Source organism: Streptomyces sp. NPDC060366, from assembly GCF_042725135.1.
Classification (GTDB): Bacteria; Actinomycetota; Actinomycetes; order Streptomycetales; family Streptomycetaceae; genus Streptomyces.
The window spans coordinates 1-19,912 of record NZ_JBHXDC010000020.1 but is presented as its reverse complement, the minus strand read 5'-3'; the positions used below and the strand labels follow the sequence as shown (position 1 = coordinate 19,912).

Annotated in this window: 19 protein-coding genes and 1 rRNA gene; 4 read left to right on the top strand and 16 right to left on the bottom strand. The window is 69.8% G+C overall.

Translation table 11 applies throughout. The annotated features are described in order from the left end of the window. Positions 1–8: 8 nt before the first annotated feature. Positions 9–1,367, bottom strand: coding sequence for a helix-turn-helix domain-containing protein (locus tag ACFWHU_RS32545; RefSeq protein WP_387229341.1), 1,359 nt, complete (start codon positions 1,365–1,367; stop codon positions 9–11). Between the two features lie 318 nt (positions 1,368–1,685). Between ACFWHU_RS32545 and ACFWHU_RS32540 the strand changes: the two genes are divergently transcribed. Continuing rightward, a complete protein-coding gene (locus tag ACFWHU_RS32540; protein ID WP_387229339.1) occupies positions 1,686–2,405 on the top strand; it encodes a DUF4232 domain-containing protein in 720 nt (239 codons plus the stop codon). A 25-nt stretch (positions 2,406–2,430) separates the two neighbouring features. On the opposite strand, the gene hemB is transcribed toward ACFWHU_RS32540, so the two are convergent. From hemB to ACFWHU_RS32510, 6 genes are all read right to left on the bottom strand, one after another. Beyond that, positions 2,431–3,420 carry a porphobilinogen synthase gene (hemB, locus tag ACFWHU_RS32535; protein WP_385801333.1) on the bottom strand — a complete coding sequence of 330 codons (990 nt, stop codon included), beginning with the start codon at positions 3,418–3,420 and terminating at the stop codon, positions 2,431–2,433. Between the two features lie 97 nt (positions 3,421–3,517). Next, positions 3,518–5,173 (bottom strand): uroporphyrinogen-III synthase, encoded by a 1,656-nt coding sequence (locus ACFWHU_RS32530; protein ID WP_385801335.1) that lies wholly within the window; start codon positions 5,171–5,173, stop codon positions 3,518–3,520. After that, positions 5,170–6,138, bottom strand: a complete 969-nt coding sequence (gene hemC / locus ACFWHU_RS32525) for a hydroxymethylbilane synthase (protein ID WP_385801337.1) — start codon at positions 6,136–6,138, stop codon at positions 5,170–5,172. The genes ACFWHU_RS32530 and hemC overlap by 4 nt, the downstream gene beginning before the upstream one ends. After that, a complete protein-coding gene (locus tag ACFWHU_RS32520; RefSeq protein WP_385801339.1) occupies positions 6,135–7,514 on the bottom strand; it encodes a glutamyl-tRNA reductase in 1,380 nt (459 codons plus the stop codon). The genes hemC and ACFWHU_RS32520 overlap by 4 nt, the downstream gene beginning before the upstream one ends. Next, positions 7,511–8,275 carry a redox-sensing transcriptional repressor Rex gene (locus tag ACFWHU_RS32515; RefSeq protein WP_385801341.1) on the bottom strand — a complete coding sequence of 255 codons (765 nt, stop codon included), beginning with the start codon at positions 8,273–8,275 and terminating at the stop codon, positions 7,511–7,513. The genes ACFWHU_RS32520 and ACFWHU_RS32515 overlap by 4 nt, the downstream gene beginning before the upstream one ends. A 321-nt stretch (positions 8,276–8,596) precedes the next feature. After that, positions 8,597–8,872, bottom strand: coding sequence for a glutaredoxin family protein (locus tag ACFWHU_RS32510; RefSeq protein WP_078079553.1), 276 nt, complete (start codon positions 8,870–8,872; stop codon positions 8,597–8,599). 136 nt (positions 8,873–9,008) lie between these two features. Between ACFWHU_RS32510 and ACFWHU_RS32505 the strand changes: the two genes are divergently transcribed. The 3 genes from ACFWHU_RS32505 (at position 9,009) to ACFWHU_RS32495 (ending at position 12,492) form a co-directional block, all read left to right on the top strand. Continuing rightward, on the top strand, positions 9,009–9,953 hold the full coding sequence (locus tag ACFWHU_RS32505; RefSeq protein ID WP_385801343.1) for an HAD family hydrolase: 945 nt from the start codon (positions 9,009–9,011) through the stop codon (positions 9,951–9,953). A 334-nt stretch (positions 9,954–10,287) separates the two neighbouring features. Further along, a complete protein-coding gene (locus ACFWHU_RS32500; RefSeq protein WP_385801345.1) occupies positions 10,288–11,088 on the top strand; it encodes an ECF subfamily RNA polymerase sigma factor, BldN family in 801 nt (266 codons plus the stop codon). A 195-nt stretch (positions 11,089–11,283) separates the two neighbouring features. Then, on the top strand, positions 11,284–12,492 hold the full coding sequence (locus ACFWHU_RS32495) for a DUF5667 domain-containing protein (RefSeq protein ID WP_385801347.1): 1,209 nt from the start codon (positions 11,284–11,286) through the stop codon (positions 12,490–12,492). 141 nt (positions 12,493–12,633) lie between these two features. Here ACFWHU_RS32495 and ACFWHU_RS32490 read toward each other — a convergent pair whose 3' ends face one another. The 9 genes from ACFWHU_RS32490 to rrf all read right to left on the bottom strand — a co-directional run. Next, entirely contained in the window at positions 12,634–13,851 is a 1,218-nt protein-coding gene (locus ACFWHU_RS32490) for a 1-acyl-sn-glycerol-3-phosphate acyltransferase (protein ID WP_387229333.1), read from the bottom strand. A 1-nt stretch (position 13,852) separates the two neighbouring features. Continuing rightward, entirely contained in the window at positions 13,853–14,890 is a 1,038-nt protein-coding gene (locus tag ACFWHU_RS32485; protein ID WP_078075713.1) for an NAD-dependent epimerase/dehydratase family protein, read from the bottom strand. Between the two features lie 217 nt (positions 14,891–15,107). Beyond that, on the bottom strand, positions 15,108–15,206 hold the full coding sequence (locus ACFWHU_RS32480; protein ID WP_003948845.1) for a 30S ribosomal protein bS22: 99 nt from the start codon (positions 15,204–15,206) through the stop codon (positions 15,108–15,110). A 110-nt stretch (positions 15,207–15,316) separates the two neighbouring features. Next, on the bottom strand, positions 15,317–15,529 hold the full coding sequence (locus ACFWHU_RS32475; RefSeq protein ID WP_014046653.1) for a helix-turn-helix domain-containing protein: 213 nt from the start codon (positions 15,527–15,529) through the stop codon (positions 15,317–15,319). A 128-nt stretch (positions 15,530–15,657) separates the two neighbouring features. Further along, entirely contained in the window at positions 15,658–16,473 is an 816-nt protein-coding gene (locus tag ACFWHU_RS32470) for a phosphatase (RefSeq protein ID WP_385801353.1), read from the bottom strand. A gap of 188 nt (positions 16,474–16,661) precedes the next feature. After that, entirely contained in the window at positions 16,662–17,834 is a 1,173-nt protein-coding gene (locus ACFWHU_RS32465) for an acetoin utilization protein AcuC (protein ID WP_387229329.1), read from the bottom strand. Beyond that, complete coding sequence (locus tag ACFWHU_RS32460; RefSeq protein WP_387229327.1) at positions 17,803–19,059, bottom strand: MFS transporter; 1,257 nt, start codon at positions 19,057–19,059, stop codon at positions 17,803–17,805. The genes ACFWHU_RS32465 and ACFWHU_RS32460 overlap by 32 nt, the downstream gene beginning before the upstream one ends. A gap of 43 nt (positions 19,060–19,102) precedes the next feature. Next, entirely contained in the window at positions 19,103–19,747 is a 645-nt protein-coding gene (locus ACFWHU_RS32455) for an HAD family hydrolase (protein WP_387229324.1), read from the bottom strand. Between the two features lie 77 nt (positions 19,748–19,824). Then, positions 19,825–19,912 (bottom strand): 5S ribosomal RNA (gene rrf, locus ACFWHU_RS32450); the annotation flags it as partial.

The window sequence follows — 19,912 nt, the reverse complement described above, 5'->3', positions numbered from 1 at the left end:
AGGGCTCCCTACGGATACTGGTCCGGGTCGTTCACGGCTGCCGTCTCCCACTTCGAGTCGCCCCCGAGCGGGTAGTCGAACGACGGCCGCCCCTGCGCGCCGCTGGTACGGAACGGCTTCCCGTGGTCGTCGATGCGGAGCGTGCCCTCCCGGTCGCCGCTGGACCACTCCAGTTCGAGGTACCAACTGACGTAGCGGGCCGAGGCTTTCGCGGTGACCTGGAAGACCTCCGGGTCGGACTCGCTCACCTTGTAGGGGAAGTCCCGCTGCCCGCCCTGCGGTTCGACGCTGGGGCGGCCCGCGTCCAGGTCCACGGTGAACGCCCTGGTCGTGACACCGCCGCCGCAGCCGACACCCGTGCCGAAGTCGTTCCAGGCGAGCGGCGCCGCGCTCCCCACCACGCGCACGTTCAGGTCGTTGAGCACGACGGTCTCGCTCCCGGTGCCCTGTAGAGCCAGTTCGATGAACTGGCTGCCGCTGGAGACCGCGCCGAGCACGGCGACCCAGCCGGGCGCGTCCGGCTCGTTGGGGGGCGGGGGAACCTCGGCCGGGGGGCGGTCGACAAGATAGCGCTGGGTGCACGGGTCCTCGAAGGCGTACGGCCTGGTGTTCACCGTCACGGGCACTTCGGCGACCGGGCCCGTACCTTTCCCTTCCTCGCCGCCGCCCTCCTTGTCCTTCGCGGTCTCCCGGGCCGACGGACTGGCTTTCGGCGAGGCCGACTTGTCGGGGGAAGGCGATCCGGTGGGCGACGCGGACGGCGTGGGCGACTTCGACTCACCGCCCTCCGAGACCTCGGACGCGACGGGTGAACGGTCGGTCGACGGATCGTTCAGCGGGCCGAAGATGATGGCCGGTACGGCGACGGCCACGACGACCGCCGCGGCGGCGAGAGTGACGTACAGACGCTTCCTGCGTCGCGAGGCGGACGCGTCGCCTTCGGGCCGCGCCGGCGTCGCGGCGTCGGCCGCATCGGAGGGCCCAGCGGCCGACTCGGCGGGCTCGGACGGTCCGGCGGCCGACTCGGCTACCGGAGTGTCCGGAGCCGGAGCGGAGGCTTCAGGACTCTCGGAGGCCGTGGCCTCGACAGGAGTTGTCGGCCCCGCCGCCCGTGCCCGCCGTCGCGCCTCGTCCGCGAGGATCCAACGCCGGTGCAGCTCCACGAACTCCTCGCCCGTCGCGCCGCACAGCCGCCCGAACCGCTCCGCCGCCGAGAAGTCGGCCGGCACGGCGTCACCGTTGCAGTACCGGTGGAGAGTTGACGTACTGACATGGAGCTTCGCGGCGAGCACGCCGTAGCTGCGTCCCGAGCGCTCCTTCAGTTCGCTGAGCAGTTCCGCGAAAGCCTTGGCCTCGGTCGTCGCCACTCGCAGTTTCCCTCCACATCGGTAAGCCACGGTCCGCGGCCGTTCCAGGAACGCGTCCCAGGGAAACATCGTTCCCGCAGGTCACAGGCGTCTCAGCGTTCCAGCTTCCCTCATTGTCCCTTGCCGATTGCGGGCGGTTCCAGCCGCCCCGCAAGGTGATCCCAGCAGCCGCCGAAACGAGGAGGAGCAATCCGAACCCGCCTCCGCGACAGCCTCGTCGACGGCGTCGCCGTCTGCGTAGTGATCGCCTGCACGAGCGTTCTGATCGTGCTCATCAACCGCACCTGACCGCACCACCGAAACGGGAGACAGAAACTCATGCGCAACCGTCGAATCCGCTCCGCCGCCACCTCCACCGCCACGGCCGCCACCGTCACCGCTCTCATGACCGCACTCGCCCTCACGGCCTGCGGGCCGTCGGACGCGGTCGGCGCCGACCCGAAGCCCGATTCCACGGCCGCGGCGGCGTCCACGTCCACGGACGAGCCGGACGCCAAGGCGAGTGACAAGCCGCAGCCGCCCGCCGACCAGAACGCCGACGACGGCGCCGACAGCAACAGCACCGGGAACGGCAGCGGCAGCAAGAACGCCGACACCAAGACCGACGCCAAGAGCAAGAGCAAGACCACCACCTGCACCGGCTCCAACACCAAGGTCACCGTCACCGAGGTCACCCGGCCCATCAACCACCTGCTGGTGACCGCCACCAACACCGGCAGCGGCAACTGCCACGCCTACTACGCGCCTCTCCTCGGTTTCGACGACGCCCAGTCCGTCACCCAGATCAACGAGGACAGCCAGCCGCAGGCCGTGGTCACCCTGGCGCCCGGCGAGTCGGCCTACGCCTCGATCGCGCTCGGCGGCGACGGCTCCCCGGACATCGCGGCGTACAAGCTCAGCGTCCACTTCGCGGGCCGCGACAACCAGGGATCGGTGGGCTCCGCCGCCAACCTCACCCTCCCCAAGGGGACGATGATCTCCGACAGCACGTCGGTCTCCTACTGGCAGTCGACGATGGCCGACGCCCTGGTCTGGTAGCCGACCCCGGTCACGCGCGGGCGCATCAGAGCGCCCGCGCGACCTCCGTCGCCCAGTACGTGAGGATCATCCCCGCGCCGGCCCGCTTGATCCCGGTCAGGCTCTCCATGATCGCCTTGTCCCGGTCGATCCAGCCCTTCTCGGCCGCCGCCTCGATCATCGAGTACTCACCACTGATCTGGTACGCGGCGACGGGCACGTCCACCTCGGCCGCGACCTTCGCCAGCACATCGAGATACGGCCCGGCGGGCTTCACCATCACCATGTCGGCGCCCTCTTCGAGATCCAGCGCCAACTCGCGCATGGACTCACGGGAGTTGGCCGGGTCCTGCTGATACGTCTTGCGGTCGCCCGTCAGCGAGGAGCCGACCGCCTCCCGGAACGGGCCGTAGAACGCGGACGAATACTTCACCGCGTACGCCAGAACGGCCACGTCCTCCTTGCCGATGGTGTCCAACGCGTCGCGGACCACCCCGACCTGACCGTCCATCATCCCGCTGGTGCCCACCACATGAACGCCCGCGTCGGCCTGCACCTGGGCCATCTCCGCGTACCGCTCCAGCGTCGCGTCGTTGTCGACGCGCCCGGCGGCGTCGAGGACCCCGCAGTGGCCGTGGTCGGTGTACTCGTCCAGACAGAGGTCGGACATGATCACCAGATCGTCGCCGACCTCGTCGCGCACCGCCCGGACCGCCACCTGGAGGATTCCCTCCGGGTCGGTCCCGGCCGTCCCGAGCGCGTCCTTCTTGGCGTCCTCCGGCACACCGAACAGCATGATCCCGGAGACACCCGCCGTGACCGCCTCGACGGCCGCCTTACGCAGCGTGTCCAGGCTGTGCTGGACGACCCCGGGCATGGCCGAGATGGCCACCGGCTCGGTGACGCCCTCCAGCACGAACGCGGGCAGGATCAGATCGGCCGGATGCAGCCGCGTCTCGGCGACCATGCGCCGCATCGCGGGGCTGGTCCGCAGCCGGCGGGGCCGGGCACCGGGGAAGGAACCGTACACAGTCATGGTGAGTCGCCTCGTGGTCAGAAAGGGCTGTCGCTGACGTACCCGTCCACGCTACGCCGCATCCCGCGCGCGCGGACGGCCCCCTCTCACCGTTGCGCTACGTCGTACGCCGCCGCCTCGACCCAGGCCGCCGCTCGCTCGGCCGGGTGACCGTTTCTCCGGCCTCCCGCGCCGCCTCACGGCGCTCCGCGCCGAACGCCGCCAGCGCCTCGGCCAGCTTGTGCACCGAAGGCTCCGGCGACAGCACGTCCACCCGCAGCCCGTGCTCCTCCGCCGTCTTGGCGGTCGCGGGGCCGATACACGCGATGACGGTCACGTTGTGCGGCTTGCCCGCGATCCCGACCAGATTCCGCACGGTGGACGACGAGGTGAACATCACCGCGTCGAAGCCTCCGCCCTTGATGGCCTCCCGCGTCTCGGCGGGCGGCGGCGACGCGCGCACGGTCCGGTAGGCCGTGACGTCGTCGACCTCCCAGCCGAGCTCGATCAGCCCGGCGACCAGCGTCTCCGTGGCGATGTCGGCGCGCGGCAGGAACACCCGGTCGATCGGGTCGAAGACCGGGTCGTACGGCGGCCAGTCGTCCAGCAGCCCTGCCGCGGACTGCTCACCGCTGGGCACCAGGTCCGGCTTGACGCCGAAGTCGACCAGCGCGGCGGCGGTCTGCTCGCCGACCGCGGCGACCTTGATTCCCGCGAAGGCACGGGCGTCGAGCCCGTACTCCTCGAACTTCTCCCTGACGGCCTTCACCGCGTTGACCGACGTGAAGGCGATCCACTCGTAGCGCCCGGTGACCAGGCCCTTGACCGCGCGCTCCATCTGCTGGGGCGTACGCGGCGGTTCGACCGCGATGGTCGGGACCTCGTGCGGTACGGCGCCGTATGACCGAAGCTGGTCGGAGAGCGAGGCGGCCTGCTCCTTCGTACGCGGTACGAGCACCTTCCAGCCGAACAGCTGCTTCGACTCGAACCACGCGAGCTGGTCGCGCTGCGCGGGCGCGCTGCGCTCCCCGACCACGGCTATGACCGGCTGATGCCCGGACGCCGAGGGCAGGACCTTCGCCTGCTTCAGCGTGAGCGCGATCGTGCCGAGCGTCGCGGACCAGGTGCGCTGGCGCGTCGTCGTACCGGCGACGGTGACCGTCATCGGCGTGTCGGGCTTGCGGCCCGCGGCGACGAACTCACCGGCGGTCGCGGCGACCGTGTCGAGCGTCGCCGAGACGACGACCGTGCCGTCGCTCGCGCCGAGTTCGGTCCAGCAGCGCTCGCCGGCCGTACGGCTGTCGACGAAGCGGACGTCCGTGCCCTGCCCGTCCCGCAGCGGCACACCCGCGTAGGCGGGCACCCCGACGGCGGCGGCGATACCCGGCACGACCTCGAAGGGAATGCCCGCGGCGGCGCACGCCAGCATCTCGGTGCCGGTGTCGCTGTCGAGACCGGGGTCCCCGGTCACCGCACGGACGACCCGCTTGCCGCCGCGCGCGGCCTCCATGACAAGATTGACGGCATCCCTGATCGCTGGGATACCGGCGGCTGTTGACGCATCGTCAACAATCGTGATCTCAGGCGTGCTCACACCCGGACGGGCATGGCCGCGTACGACTTCGAGCACATCCGGCTCGGCGATCAGTACCTCCGCCCCCGCGAGCGCCTCGACGGCGCGGAGTGTCAGCAGACCCGGATCCCCGGGTCCGGCACCGAGGAAGGTGACGTGCCCTGATGCGTGGACTGCCGGATGGTCGGCGATGGGGCTCAAAGTGCTCGCTCCCCCATAAGACCGGCCGCACCCTTGGCGAGCATCTCGGACGCGAGTTCGCGACCGAGCGCGACGGCGTCGCCGTGCGACGTGGGTACGGGACCGGTGATGGACAACTGCACGAGCGTCGAGCCGTCGGTCGTGCCGACGACGCCACGCAGGCGCAGTTCGTTGACAAATCGCGTGTCCTGTCCGTCGCCCAGCAGGTCGGCCAGCGCACCCACAGGTGCGCTGCAACCGGCCTCCAGGGCGGCGAGCAGGGAACGTTCCGCGGTGACGGCGATCCGCGTGTGCGGATCGTCGAGGCCGGCGAGTGCGGCGGCGAGTTCCGGGTCGGAAGCCGCGCATTCGACGGCGAGTGCCCCCTGGCCGGGGGCCGGCAGGACGGAGTCGACCGACAGGAAGTCGGTCACCTCGCCGGTCCTGCCAAGTCGGTTGAGACCCGCGGCGGCCAGCACGACCCCGTCGAGCTCACCGCCGTGTACGTAGCCGATGCGGGTGTCGATGTTCCCGCGTATCGGCACGGTCTCTATGAGGAGGCCGTGGCTGCGGGCGTGCGCGTTGAGCTGCGCGGTACGCCGCGGGGAGCCCGTACCGATCCTGGCGCCGTGCGGCAGCCGGTCGAGGGTCAGCCCGTCGCGTGCGATCAGCACGTCCCGCGGGTCCTCGCGGCGCGGTACGGCGGCCAGCGTCAGGTTCTCGGGCTGCGCGGTGGGCAGGTCCTTGAGCGAGTGCACGGCGAAGTCGACCTCGCCACGCAGCAGCGCGTCGCGCAGCGCGGTGACGAAGACGCCCGTGCCACCGATCTGGGACAGCTGCTCGCGGGAGGTGTCGCCGTACGTCGTGATCTCGACGAGCTCCACCCGCCGTCCGGTCAACTCCATGACGGCGTCGGCCACTTGCCCGGACTGGGCCATGGCGAGCTTGCTGCGCCTGGTCCCGAGTCTCAGTGTCTTCTCGGTCATACCCGCCCTCGGTTCTTGAGGTCGACCGTGTTCCGGTCGCCGGCCTCGCTCCGGTCGGCCCGGCTGACGGCGGCGACCGTCTGCGGGTCGAGGTCGAAAAGTTCGCGCAGCGCGTCCGCGTAACCCGCGCCGCCCGGCTCACCGGCGAGTTGCTTCACCCGCACGGTCGGGGCGTGCAGGAGCTTGTCGACGACGCGGCGCACGGTCTGTGTGATCTCGGCGCGCTGCCGCTCGTCGAGGCCGGGGAGCCGGCCTTCGAGACGCGTGATCTCGTTGGTGACGACATCGGCGGCCATGGCGCGCAGGGCGACCACGGTCGGGGTGATGTGGGCGGCGCGCTGGGCGGCGCCGAAGGCCGCGACCTCGTCGGCGACGATCCGCTTGACCAGGTCGACGTCGGCGGCCATCGGGGCGTCGGCGGACGCGTCGGCCAGGGACTCGATGTCGATCAGCCGGGCGCCGCCGAGGCGGTGGACGGCGGCGTCGATGTCGCGGGGCATGGCGAGGTCGAGGAGCGCGATCTCGCGGTCTCCGGGGACCGGGCCTGTGGCCGCCTCGACGGCGTCGGCCGTCAGGACGAGACCGGTGGCGCCGGTACAGGAGACGACGATGTCGGCACGTGTCAACTCGGCGTCGACAGCGCCCATGTCGACGGCGCGGGCCTTGACTCCCGTACCGCCGGGCTCGTTCAGGATCGCCACCAGCCGGTCCGCGCGGGACGCGGTGCGGTTGGCGACGACGATCTCGGCGACCCCGGCACGGGCGAGCGTCGCGGCGGCGAGCGAGGACATCGACCCGGCGCCGACAACCAGCGCGCGCCGGCCCCGGGCCCAGGTGCCGACGTCCGCGCCGGCGGCGAGCTGTTCGAGACCGAAGGTGACGAGCGACTGCCCGGCCCGGTCGATCCCGGTCTCGCTGTGGGCACGCTTGCCGACGCGCAGCGCCTGCTGGAAGAGGTCGTTGAGGAGCCGGCCGGCGGTGTGCAGCTCCTGGCCGCGCGCGAGCGCGTCCTTGATCTGCCCGAGGATCTGGCCCTCGCCGACGACCATCGAGTCCAGTCCGCAGGCCACCGTGAAGAGATGGTGGACGGCGCGGTCCTCGTAGTGCACATAGAGATAAGGGGTCAGCTCGTCGAGGCCGACGCCGCTGTGCCGGGCGAGCAGCGTGGACAACTCGGCGACACCCGCGTGGAACTTGTCCACGTCCGCGTACAGCTCGACCCGGTTGCACGTCGTGAGGACGGCCGCCTCGGTCGCCGGTTCGGCGGCGAGTACGTCCTGAAGGAGCTTGATCCGGCTGTCCGGTGACAGCGACGCCCGGTCCAGCACGCTCACGGGCGCGCTGCGGTGGCTCAGACCGATGACCAGAAGACTCATGCCGGCATCACGGCGGGGACATCCCCGTCGGGTCCCTTCCGGGTCGCGCCGGTCGAGCGGATCGGCGGCGGCGTACCCGCCTCGGCGGCTGCGGCTTCCTCACCGGCCTTGCGCTGCTCGTGGAAGGCGAGGATCTGGAGCTCGATCGAGAGGTCGACCTTCCGTACGTCCACACCGTCGGGCACGGTCAGCACGGTCGGCGCGAAGTTGAGGATCGAGGTGACACCTGCGGCGACGAGGCGCTCGCAGACCTGCTGGGCACCGCCCGCCGGGGTCGCGATGACCCCGATGGAGACGCCGTTGTCGCTGATGATCCGCTCCAGCTCGTCCGTGTGCTGGACGGGCATCCCGGCGACCGGCTTGCCGGCCATCTCGGGGTCGGCGTCGATCAGCGCGGCGACGCGGAAGCCGCGGGAGGCGAATCCGCCGTAGTTGGCGAGCGCGGCGCCGAGGTTACCGATACCGACGATGACGACGGGCCAGTCCTGTGTGAGGCCGAGTTCGCGGGAGATCTGGTAGACGAGGTACTCCACGTCGTACCCGACACCACGGGTTCCGTAGGAGCCGAGGTACGAGAAGTCCTTGCGCAGCTTCGCGGAGTTGACCCCGGCGGCCACGGCGAGTTCCTCGGACGACACAGTGGGTACGGAGCGCTCGGAAAGTGCGGTGAGCGCCCGCAGATACAGCGGAAGCCGGGCGACCGTGGCCTCGGGGATTCCTCGGCTACGGGTCGCCGGTCGGTGAGTTCGGCCAGTTGCCACGGTGCTCCTGCGGGATGAGCGGGGCTGCAGGCGGCCGTTTGTCCCAGGACCGCCCCGTCGTGTGCAGGGTATGTCTTTGTGAACGCGTGCACAAAGATTGTGTCCGCTTTGTCCGTACGAAGTGACCGGGGTCACGCGACCCGAACGAGGGATCTTGGAACCCTCGACCGCACCGGCCCGTTGAACCCATGATGGGGGCAAAACCGTACAACTCCTCACGACCACGCCCCCGAGACCGCTTCGCCACGCCCGCCGGAGCCGGTCGTCCCGGTTCTTCGGAAAAAGCTCGGTAAAGCGCCCACGATCGTAACCGTCTTTCTGTCAGGTCCCCAGTTCCTTGCGGAGCCGATCGGCGTCAACACGCCAGAAGGTGTGCTGTTCACCGTCCACGAGCACGACCGGAATCTGCTCCCAGTAGGCGCGGTGCAACTCTTCGTCGACCGTGATGTCCTTCTCCTCCCAGGACGCCCCGGTCTCGGCACAGACGGCGGCCACGACGGCGCGCGCGTCGTCACAGAGATGACAGCCGGGTTTGGAGACGAGCGTCACCACGCGCTCGGCGGGTTTCTTCTTCGTACGGCGCAGGAGGGGGCTCATGAGATCCATTCTCCGCCGTACGGGAGCCGTCCCGGAGCCGTACGCACGTTCTCCGTCCGCCGCCTTCCCGGAGAGTTCACACCGACGGCACTCCGGCGCGTCCGGAAGTACCGAACAGACTGACTATGCTCACGCTATGGCCGCACTGGGATGGCTCACCCCCCGTAAGCGCTCCGCGACAGCACGGAGCGTGCTCGCGGGTGAGGCCGCAGCAGAGGCAGGACTCAAGTCGTCGCAGGAGATCGACGGCGTCGGCGCGGCACCGACAGGCATCGCCGAGCCCGTCGTGCCCGACTTCCCCGTCATCGGGGACGCGCGCGCCGCGGCGTTCTTCGATCTGGACAACACGGTCATGCAGGGCGCCGCGATCTTCCACTTCGGACGCGGGCTGTACAAACGGAAGTTCTTCCAGCGCCGCGAACTGGCCAGGTTCGCCTGGCAGCAGGCCTGGTTCCGGCTCGCCGGCGTCGAGGACCCGCAGCACATGCAGGACGCGCGGGACAGCGCCCTGTCGATCGTCAAGGGCCACCGGGTCTCCGAGCTGATGTCCATCGGCGAGGAGATCTACGACGAGTACATGGCCGACCGCATCTGGCCGGGCACCCGCACCCTCGCCCAGGCGCACCTCGACGCCGGGCAGCAGGTCTGGCTGGTGACCGCCGCGCCCGTCGAGACGGCCACGATCATCGCCCGGCGGCTGGGGCTGACCGGCGCGCTCGGCACGGTCGCCGAGTCGATCGACGGCGTCTACACCGGCAAGCTCGTCGGCGAGCCCCTGCACGGCCCGGCGAAGGCCGAGGCGGTACGGGCGCTGGCGGCGGCCGAGGACTTCGACCTGGCCCGCTGCGCGGCGTACAGCGACTCGCACAACGACATCCCGATGCTGTCGCTGGTCGGACATCCGTACGCGATCAACCCGGACAGCAAGCTCCGCAGGCACGCCAAGGACCGTGAGTGGCGGCTGCGCGACTACCGGACGGGCCGCAAGGCGGCCAAGGTCGGCATCCCGGCCGCCGCCGGGGTCGGCGCGCTGGCGGGCGGCACGGCCGCCGCGGTGGCTCTGCACCGCCGCCGCCGCTGAGCACTGGCCCCGAGCCCTGGCCCGCGGGCCCCTGACACCCCCGCCCCCCGGCCCCCTGGCCCGCGCCCGTGATCGGCGAATCGACCGCCACCGATCACGTCAGCTGACACATCGTGACGCCAAGCGATCAATAACCGCTCCCAATGTGCTGCTTGATTCGCCGTATAGGCGTAACAGAAGCGACGTAATCGATGATTTGAGCAACTGGGTGTAGCGCTGCCTGTACGAAGCGTTATTCTCCTCAGACGCATACCGGACCCCACACGTCGCCACGACGAGTGAACGGTCCCGCATCCGCACTGAACGTGATGGAAGCTCTGCCTCTGGGAGTCCCGTGTACCCACACGTCGGGGTTGACGCCTCGGGCCTGGCTACGCTGCGCGCATCGGTCCTCGACCGCTTGCGCGGCTTCGTCCCCACCGCGTACGCCGTCCCCGCCCTCGCCGCCGCGGCCCCTGCCGTGAGCGGCCCGATTGGTCCTTGCTATGCCCTGGCGAACGGCGGTGCGGCGGTCGGCAGACGGGGAAGCCGACACAGCAGCACCACCGCCGCCTCCACCCCCGTCCGCCGGCCCACGGCGGACAGCGACAGCGCCCGCATGATGGAGCTCGTCGAGCGCGCCCAGGCCGGCGAGGCCGAAGCGTTCGGCAGGCTGTACGACCAGTACAGCGACACCGTCTACCGCTACATCTACTACCGCGTGGGCGGCAAGGCGACGGCGGAGGACCTCACCAGTGAGACCTTCCTGCGCGCCCTGCGGCGCATCTCCACGTTCACCTGGCAGGGCCGCGACTTCGGCGCCTGGCTGGTCACGATCGCGCGGAATCTGGTCGCCGATCACTTCAAGTCGAGCCGATTCCGGCTGGAAGTGACCACCGGCGAAATGCTCGACGCCAACGAGGTGGAGCGCAGCCCGGAGGACTCCGTCCTAGAGTCCCTCTCCAACGCCGCGCTGCTCGAAGCCGTACGGAAACTCAACCCCCAGCAGCAGGAGTGCGTGACCCTGCGCTTCCTGCAAGGGCTCTCGGTCGCCGAGACGGCCCGTGTGATGGGGAAGAACGAAGGAGCGATCAAGACCTTGCAGTACCGGGCCGTGCGCACGCTGGCGCGACTGCTCCCGGAGGACGCCCGCTGACGGCCGTCCGGCGCACCGTTCAACTCACCGTCGGTGACGCCCCGATGACGCACTGGTCCGATCATCTTTCGCGCGTAACCCAAGTGCCGCGACGCTCGTTGTGCGGGATGCAGGCTCCCTGTGGATGCGCTCAAGGCGTGCAACCTTCCGAACGGTCAGGGGAGTCGATCTTCATGACGAGAGGAGGTGCCGCCAGTGATCGCGAATGTCTCGGCACACCGGCGGGCGAACGCCTTCGCCCAGGCTCTGGAAGACCGGACGCCCCCGGGCGCTGCGGTGGAACAGCCCGCCGCGTCGGCCGAACCGACTGAGCAGGGGCGGCTGTTGGCCGTGGCGAACGGTCTCGGTGAGCTACCGAGACCCAAGCTGGACCCCGAGGTCAAAGTGGTGCAACGAGCACAGCTCGTGGCAGCCATGGAGGCCATGCTGCTGGAGGGCGCGGCGGGCGGAGCGACGTCCACGGGCCCTACGGTGCCCGAGCAACGGCGGACATCGGGGAGGGGAGCCCACCGGGCGTCCCCGCTCCGGAAGTTCCGCCCCAGGTCGCGCTGGTCGAAGGGGCTCGCGGCCGGAGGACTCACCGTCGGTGTGGCCGCCGGTGCCTTCGGCGGAGTGGCCGCTGCCAGTTCCGACGCCCTGCCCGGTGATTCGCTGTACGGGCTGAAGCGCGGCATGGAGGACTTCAAGCTCGGCATGGCCGACGAGGACGCCGACCGCGGGAGTCTCTACCTCGACCATGCCTCGACCCGGCTGAACGAAGCCCGCCGGCTGCTGGAGCGTGGCCGCTCCGGAGCGCTGGACCATGAATCGCTCGGCGAGATCCGCCGGGCGCTCAACGGCATGCGGCACGACGCCACCGAGGGCCACCGGCTGCTGAACCGGGCGTACGAGAAGGACGGCAAGATCAAATCGATCGCGACGCTGTCCTCGTTCTCCGAATCGCACCGCGCCATCTGGAACGGCCTGCGGGACCGGCTGCCACCGCAGCTGAGCGACGTGGGAAGCCAGGTCAACTCGGTGTTCGACGCCATAGACGAGGACGTCGCCCCGTTGCAGTCGCTGCTGCCGCGCAGTCCCGACAAGAACGGTCGCTCGCAGGCACCCGGCGGTCCCACGACGGACACCGACAGCTCCGGCGGTACGGACAGAAGCCCGTCGCCGTCGAAGTCGGCCTCCGACCAGGACGGTACGGACAGCGCGGGCAAGCCGAGCCCATCGGCTCCCGGAACCCCGGAGAACGACGGGCTACTGCCCGACGCGCCCGGCGATCTGCTCAATCCGCCGTCCGGCAGCGGTCTTCCGTCGGCGCCCGGAGAGGGCGGTATCCCGCCGGCCCCGGACGTCACGATCCCGCCGCTGCTGCCCGGCCTGCTGCCGGGGCTGGGCATCGACACGGAGGACTGACACTGCCTGACACCGTCTGACACCGTCTGACACCGCGTGACTGATAGCGAATGGGGCGAGGGCCGGTGGCCCTCGCCCCGTTCGCATGGCGGCGCACCCGGGTCGGGCACCGGGGTCGGGCACCCGAGGCGAGCACCTGGGTCAGAAGAAGACCGACCGGCGCTGTACGAGCAGCTTGTAGAGCGTGTGCTGGATCTGCTCCCGTACCTGATCGGTCAGGTTGAACATCAGCATCGGATCCTCGGCCGCCTCCGGCGGATAGCCGTCCGTGGGGATCGGCTCGCCGAACTGGATCGTCCACTTCGTCGGCAGCGGCAGCGCGCCCAGCGGCCCGAGCCACGGGAACGTCGGCGTGATCGGGAAGTACGGGAATCCCAGCAGCCGCGCCAGCGTCTTGGAGTTGCCGATCATCGGGTAGATCTCCTCCGCCCCGACGATCGAGCACGGCACGATCGGCACACCGTGCCGCAGCGCCGTCGAGACGAAGCCGCCCCGGCCGAAGCGCTGCAACTTGTAGCGCTCGCCGAAGGGCTTCCCAAGTCCCTTGAAGCCTTCCGGCATCACGCCCACGATCTCGCCGCGCTGGAGCAGCCGCTCCGCGTCCTCGGCGCACGCCAGGGTGTGACCGGCCTTGCGCGCCAGCTCGTTGACGACCGGCAGCATGAACACCAGGTCTGCGGCGAGCAGCCGCAGATGGCGGCCGGCGGGGTGGTTGTCGTGGACGGCGACCTGCATCATCAGCCCGTCGAGCGGGAGGGTGCCGGAGTGGTTGGACACCACCAGGGCGCCGCCGTCGGAGGGGATGTTCTCGATGCCCTTCACCTCGACGCGGAAGTAGTTCGCGTAGAGCGGGCGGATCAACGACATCAGGACCTGGTCGGTGAGTTCCTTGTCGTACCCGAACTCGTCGACCTCGTAGTCACCGGTGACCCGGCGCCGCAGGAAGGCGAATCCCTCGGCGAGCCGCCGGTCCCAGTCGCTGCCGCCGGACTCGGCCGGGTCTTCGGGCGTGGCAGGGCCTTCAGCCGTGGCAGTGCCTTCGGCCTCGGGTGCGGCGGTGTGCGGCTCGGGCTGTGCCGGATCCGGGTGTGCCGGCTCGGGCTGTGCCGGATCCGGCCTCGGCTTGTCGTCGGGCATGGCGTCCTCGATCCCGTCCGGCTGATCGGGCACGGACGAGAGCGAGTGCGAGCCGGATGCCGCCGCGGCCCCGGGACCGGAGCCCAATCCCGAACCGGCTCCCGGACCGGAGTCCGACGAGGGCGACGGGGAGGCGGACGAGCGGCCGCGCCCCCGCGCGCGCTTCGCCGCGCGCCGTGACCGGGGCTCTTCGCCGAAGGGGATGACCTTGGCATCGGCCATTTCAGATGCGCTCCTTGCTGACGAGGGTGGCGAACTGGTCGACCGCGTCGGCGACAGCCTCCGGCGGCAACAGCCCGGCACCCCGGCTACGTGCGAAGTCCGTGAATGCCTCCGCCGTCGTGTACGTGGGTACGAACCCCAGTGTCTCGCGCATCTGGTCCGTGCTGACGACCCTGCCGTGGGTCAGCAGCCGGATCTGCTCCGGCGAGAAGTCCGTCACGCCGAGCGTGCGCAGCGCGGAGCCGACCCAGGTCACGGCCGGCAGCAGCACCGGCACCGTCGGCCTGCCGAGCCGCCGGGAGCACTGCGAGAGCAACAGCACGCCGTCACCGGCGATGTTGAAGGTGCCGCTGTTGAGCGTGCCCCGCCGGGGCTCGTGCAGGGCGATCCGCAGGACGTCGATGACGTCGTCCTCGTGGACGAACTGGAGCCGCGGGTCGTAACCGAAGACCGTCGGCAGCACGGGCAGCGACAGATACTCGGCGAGCGGCGAATCCGCCGCGGGCCCGAGGATGTTCGCGAAGCGCAGTACGCAGACGGCGACGTCCGGGCGGCGGCGCGCGAAGCCGCGTACGTACCCCTCGACCTCCACCGCGTCCTTCGCGAAGCCGCCGCTGGGCAGCGATTTGGGCGGGGTGGTCTCGGTGAAGACGGCCGGGTCGCGGGGCGCGGAGCCGTACACGCTCGTGCTGGACTTGACGACCAGGCGCTCGACGGTGGGCGACTTCTGGCAGGCACCGAGCAGCTGCATGGTGCCGATGACATTGGTCTCCTTGACCGCCGTCCGGCCGCCGGCGCCGAGCGGTGTGCCCGTCACGTCCATGTGCACCACGGTGTCGACGGAATGCTCGGCCAGGACGCGCGCTATGGCGGGCTGGCGGATGTCCGCCCGGACGAAATCGGCACCGCCGAGACTGTGCTCGGGAGTGACGGCGTCCACACCGATGACCCGGTCCACCTCGGAATCGCGCAGGATTCGCCGTACGAGACGGCTGCCGAGCTGGCGGGCCACTCCGGTCACGAGCACGACCTTGCCCAAGATCAGCGCCTTCCCCTGAATTTGATGTCTGGCCCAAGCACATTGCTTGCCTCAGCCGTCACCGTAGCGGGTCGCCGCAGCCACGTGACGGCCTCGCGGGGCTCTTCTCCGCACCTTCGCGAATCTTTGACCCGAACTGACCTCAGCGACACCAAAACGCACCGCGGCCCTCCCACCTGCATGGTGGAAGGGCCGTGATGTCACGTACAGCTGTCGCTCACTTCTTGTTACGACGCTGAACGCGGGTGCGCTTGAGCAGCTTGCGGTGCTTCTTCTTGGCCATCCGCTTACGCCGCTTCTTGATAACAGAGCCCACGACTACCCTCGCTCACTTCTCTTCACTCGGTGCGGGGCGTCTGGGCCCACACGACCTACGTTGGCCCAGCCTACCCGTCGCCGAGTGAGGGACGTAATCCGAGGGAAATCTCAGGCGGATTCGACCCCCACGAAAGACTCGCGGAGATACTCGTGAACCGCTTGCTCCGGAACCCGGAAAGACCTGCCCACCCGGATCGCCGGCAGATGACCACTGTGCACCAATCGGTACACGGTCATCTTCGACACTCGCATCACCGAGGCAACTTCCGCCACGGTAAGGAACTTGACCTCGTTGAGAGGCCTCTCGCTGCCAGCAGCCATGACCCACCTGTACCTTCCGCACCCGACGGCCACCGGCTTCCCCTCCGGTAACTCTTCGTCGCTGTGCGCTCACTCCCCAGACTAGGGGCGGGTGATGCGAGTGGGGAAGAGGAGCAGCACATGGTCTCCTACTGTGACAGACACGCTCGATTGAGTACATAGCGAGTCAACGGGCGGTAGTAGTCGGACCGCACACCGTCGTCAACCGGGACCACGACGGAGACGCGCCCCTCCGCCTCGCCGACGAACAGCGCGGGGTCGTCGGTGTCCGCGAGGCCGACGGCCTCAATGCCCAACTGACCTGCTCCGCAGACCCATCCGTGGTCTCCGACGACCAACTCGGGAAGCGGCCCGCCGGCCTCGGCCACGCAGTCCAGCACAACCCGAACGGGGAGGGGGGAATGGCTGTGTGCGCCGGTCTCACTCCCGGCGTGCGACGCTTCGAATTCCCGCACCAACGCGACTCGTCGTACGTAGTCGAGGCAGTGCGTACGTACGCCGAACCGGGTCGTTATGTCGATACATCGCCCCTTCGCGGGGGTGAGGACGAGACATCCCGCCGCCGACAAAGCGTCTGCCAGACCCGCGTAGAACCCGATCAGCCGGTGCGGATGCCCGGTCCCGAACAGCACGGGAGCCCGCCGTCCGGCGGCACTGCCGAGGCGCGCGGCGAAGGCGTCGAGACTGCTCAACGTCCGCTCGGGATCGATGACATCACCGCCGGAGACATGCGCCGGATCCCCGGAGACCCCGCACCGGTCAGCCATGAGCCGCAGCAAGTCACTCTCGCGCCAGGCCCGTTCGGGGGTGAGCCCCAGCGTCGCACGCGGATCGCCGGCGGCGAAGAGCCGGTAACTGCGCAGGTTCTGCTCCCGCGTGGTGGCCACTGGGCCGGCCAGTCTGGCGGCCAGCAGATGGGCCCGTAGGGCTCCGGTACTCAACACAGCCCCGATGCTCCCCCACGCCGCCCCCAAGGGGACCAAAACGCCTACGGCACCGCACAGTTGGCGTAACGACACGACTGAACCCACCACTGGGCCCGCCACTTGAGCCCGTCCGGCGATTGAGGACCCGCCCACCGGGCGGCCCCGGACACCACCGCCCCTCAGACCACCGCCCAACGCGCCACGCGCTACGCCAGCAACCCCCGCAACGGAAACACCGCCTTGCGGGTCGCCAGAATCGCCTGATCCAACCGATCCGCAGGGTCGTAACCCGCATCCCACGCCCGCCAGTTCGGCGTACGCCCATCCGTCATCCGCCGCGGCGCGGACTCCCGCGTACGGGCGTAGACCTCGTTCCGCCACTCCTCCGGGACCGCCGACTCCGGGTCGATGGGCGCGTGCGCCGCGATCGACACCAGATGGGTCCACGAGCGCGGTACGACGTCCACGACCGAGTACCCGCCACCGCCGAGCGCGACCCAGCGCCCCCCGTCGACGTACTCGTGCGCCAGCTCGTGGCACGACGCCTGCACCGCGCGCTGCGCGTCCAGCGACACCGCGAGATGCGCCAGCGGGTCCTCGAAATGCGTATCGGCACCGTGCTGCGTCACCAGCGCCTGCGGCCGGAAGTCCGCCAGCAGTTCCGGTACGACGGAGTGGAACGCCCGCAGCCACCCCTCGTCGCCCGTCCCGGCGGGCAGCGGCAGATTGACCGCGCTGCCCTCCCCCGCGCCCTCGCCCGTCTCCTCCGGCCAGCCGGTCTGCGGGAAGAGCGTGCGGGGATTCTCGTGCAGCGAGATCGTCAGGACGCGCGGGTCGTCCCAGAACGCCGCCTGGACGCCGTCCCCGTGATGCACGTCCACGTCCACGTAGGCGACGCGCTCCGCACCCAGCTCCAGGAGCCGCGCGATCGCGAGCGACGCGTCGTTGTAGATGCAGAAGCCCGAGGCCGAGCCGGGCATCGCGTGGTGCAGGCCGCCGGCGAAGTTCACGGCGTGCTTCGTCGCGCCGCGCCACACGGCCTCGGCGGCGCCGACCGACTGCCCGGCGATCAGCGCGGAGGCCTCGTGCATCCCGGCGAAGGCGGGATCGTCGACGGTCCCGATGCCGTACGAACCGTCGGCGGACCTCGGGTCGGCCGAACAGCGCCGTACGGCGTCGATGTACGCCTCGTGGTGAACGAGTCTCAGCGTGGAGCCCCCGGCCGACGGGGCGGACACCACATCCACCTCGCGGTCGAGCCCGAACGCGCGCACGAGCTCCCTCGTCAGTGCCAGGCGTACCGGGTCCATCGGGTGGCTGGACCCGAAGTCGTAGCCCGTTACGGCGTCATCCCACATCAGCTGTGCGCGACCGGTCATGCCCGCCACCGTATCGGGCGGTCCCGTCGGCGAACGAGCGGGCGTACACCAGCGTCACAAGGATCATGGCCATGGGAACGAGCATCGCGCCCCGGTAACTCCACACGTCACCGAGTGCGCCGACGAGCGGCGAGCCGATCAGGAAGCCCACGTAGTTGAAGATGTTCAGCCGGGCTACAGCAGCATCGCTGGCCTCGGGAAACATCCGCCCGGCGGCGGCGAAACACTGCGGCACGAGGACGCAGAGACCGAACCCGAGCATGGTGAACCCGAGGATCCCCACCCACGCTCCGGGCGCCAGCGCGACCACCGCGAAACCCGCGGCGGCGAAGACCGACCCGAACCGTACGACCGCGACGGGCCCGAAGCGGCGCACCCCGAAGTCTCCGGCCGCGCGGCCGAGGAGTGTGGTGACCATGTACGCGTTGTACGGAACGGTGGCGACCTCGTCGGAGCTGCCCAGCACGTCCTGGAGGTACTTCGCGCTCCAGTTGGAGACGGTGGAGTCGCCGATGTAGGCGAAGGTCATGACGAGGCAGAGCGGCAGGAGGGCCTTGAAGGCGATGCTCTTCCCGGGGGTGGTGGTCGCGGGTTCGCCCGGTATTCGGATGTCCGATTTCGTATCCCCGCCCGCTCCGGCTCTCACGTCCGCGTCCGTGTACCAGCGGCTCCCGAGGAGCGCGGCCGGCAACAGCACGACGACGACCGGCAGATACGACACGAGCAGCGACAGATCCCAGTGCGCACCGGCCCACGCGAGGGAGGCTCCCGCGATGCCCCCGAGGCTGTACGTGGCGTGGAAGCCGAGCATGATGCTGCGCCCGTACGCCCGCTGAAGGCGCACACCCAGCATGTTCATCGACGCGTCGAGCGCCCCGACCGACAGACCGAACGCACCGAGCGATGCGGCGAGTTGCCACACCTGATCACCGGCGGCGACCCCGAGGAGAGCGAGCAGCACGAGCGGCTGGGCCCACCGCAGTACGACTCGGGGCCGTACGCGCGCGACGATCTTCTCGGTGAGAACGCTGCCCACACCGGCGAGAATCGGCACGGCCGCCAGAAACACCGGAAGCAGGGCGTCGGATATCCCGTAGCGGACCTGGATGGCCGGAATGCGCGTGACGAGGAGGGCGAAGGCCACTCCCTGCACGGAGAAACTCAGCGCCAGGGACACCCGTCCGTGTCTCAACCGCACGTCTGTGTTGACCGGCTTGGCTGTCATGGCCGGACAGCGTATGGCTCCGCGCTACCCAGGGGTAGATGGATCAGCCAAGCAGTTCCGGAAGCTCGGCCATGGAGGAGAAGTACGCGGTGGCGCCCGGCAGCTGCGCGACGGGGGTCATCGCGGTGAACGCGTACACATCCATCCCAGCCGCCCGCGCCGCGGCCACCCCGAGCGGGCTGTCCTCGACGACCATGCACCGCGCGGGAGAGACACCCATCCGCTCGGCCGCGTGCAGGAAGAGATCGGGCGCCGGCTTTCCGCGTCCGACGTCCTGCGCGCTGAAGACGATCCCCGGCTCGAACCACCGGTCCAGCCCGGTCTTACGGTGCCCGACCCGGATCCGCTCATGGCTCCCGGACGACGCCACACAGTACGGCCGACTATCGGCGGCCAGCTTCTCCAGCACTTCGACGGCCCCCTCCACCGGCTTCAACTCCCGCTCGAACGCGGCGAACACGCGGCTGTGCAGCGTGTCGTCGAAGTCATCGGGCAGCAACTGCCCAGTTCTCTCTCTTACGAGATCGTGCACCCGGTGCACCGCGGAGCCCATGTAGTCGCGGAGCGAATCCTCGTAGGTGGTGGGATGACCGAGTTCGGTGAGATAGCCGGCGAGGATGGTGTTGGAAAGCGGCTCACTGTCGACGAGGACCCCGTCGTTGTCGAAGATGACCAGTTCATAGCTCATGTGCCGACTGTAGGCGGCCCCTGAACGCAGAAATGCCTCAGCCCCCGAACATGGTTCGGGGGCTGAGGCTAAAGATTGTTCGGCGGCGTCCTACTCTCCCACAGGGTCCCCCCTGCAGTACCATCGGCGCTGAAAGGCTTAGCTTCCGGGTTCGGAATGTAACCG

Bases quoted from the DNA above. Each gene is read 5' to 3' on its own strand.
- ACFWHU_RS32540 (WP_387229339.1), top strand. From the start codon at position 1,686: ATGCGCAACCGTCGAATCCGCTCCGCCGCCACCTCCACCGCCACGGCC.
- hemB (WP_385801333.1), bottom strand. From the start codon at position 3,420: ATGACTGTGTACGGTTCCTTCCCCGGTGCCCGGCCCCGCCGGCTGCGG.
- hemC (WP_385801337.1), bottom strand. From the start codon at position 6,138: ATGACCGAGAAGACACTGAGACTCGGGACCAGGCGCAGCAAGCTCGCC.
- ACFWHU_RS32520 (WP_385801339.1), bottom strand. From the start codon at position 7,514: ATGAGTCTTCTGGTCATCGGTCTGAGCCACCGCAGCGCGCCCGTGAGC.
- ACFWHU_RS32510 (WP_078079553.1), bottom strand. From the start codon at position 8,872: ATGAGCCCCCTCCTGCGCCGTACGAAGAAGAAACCCGCCGAGCGCGTG.
- ACFWHU_RS32505 (WP_385801343.1), top strand. From the start codon at position 9,009: ATGGCCGCACTGGGATGGCTCACCCCCCGTAAGCGCTCCGCGACAGCA.
- ACFWHU_RS32490 (WP_387229333.1), bottom strand. From the start codon at position 13,851: ATGGCCGATGCCAAGGTCATCCCCTTCGGCGAAGAGCCCCGGTCACGG.
- ACFWHU_RS32475 (WP_014046653.1), bottom strand. From the start codon at position 15,529: ATGGCTGCTGGCAGCGAGAGGCCTCTCAACGAGGTCAAGTTCCTTACC.
- ACFWHU_RS32465 (WP_387229329.1), bottom strand. From the start codon at position 17,834: ATGACCGGTCGCGCACAGCTGATGTGGGATGACGCCGTAACGGGCTAC.
- ACFWHU_RS32460 (WP_387229327.1), bottom strand. From the start codon at position 19,059: ATGACAGCCAAGCCGGTCAACACAGACGTGCGGTTGAGACACGGACGG.
- ACFWHU_RS32455 (WP_387229324.1), bottom strand. From the start codon at position 19,747: ATGAGCTATGAACTGGTCATCTTCGACAACGACGGGGTCCTCGTCGAC.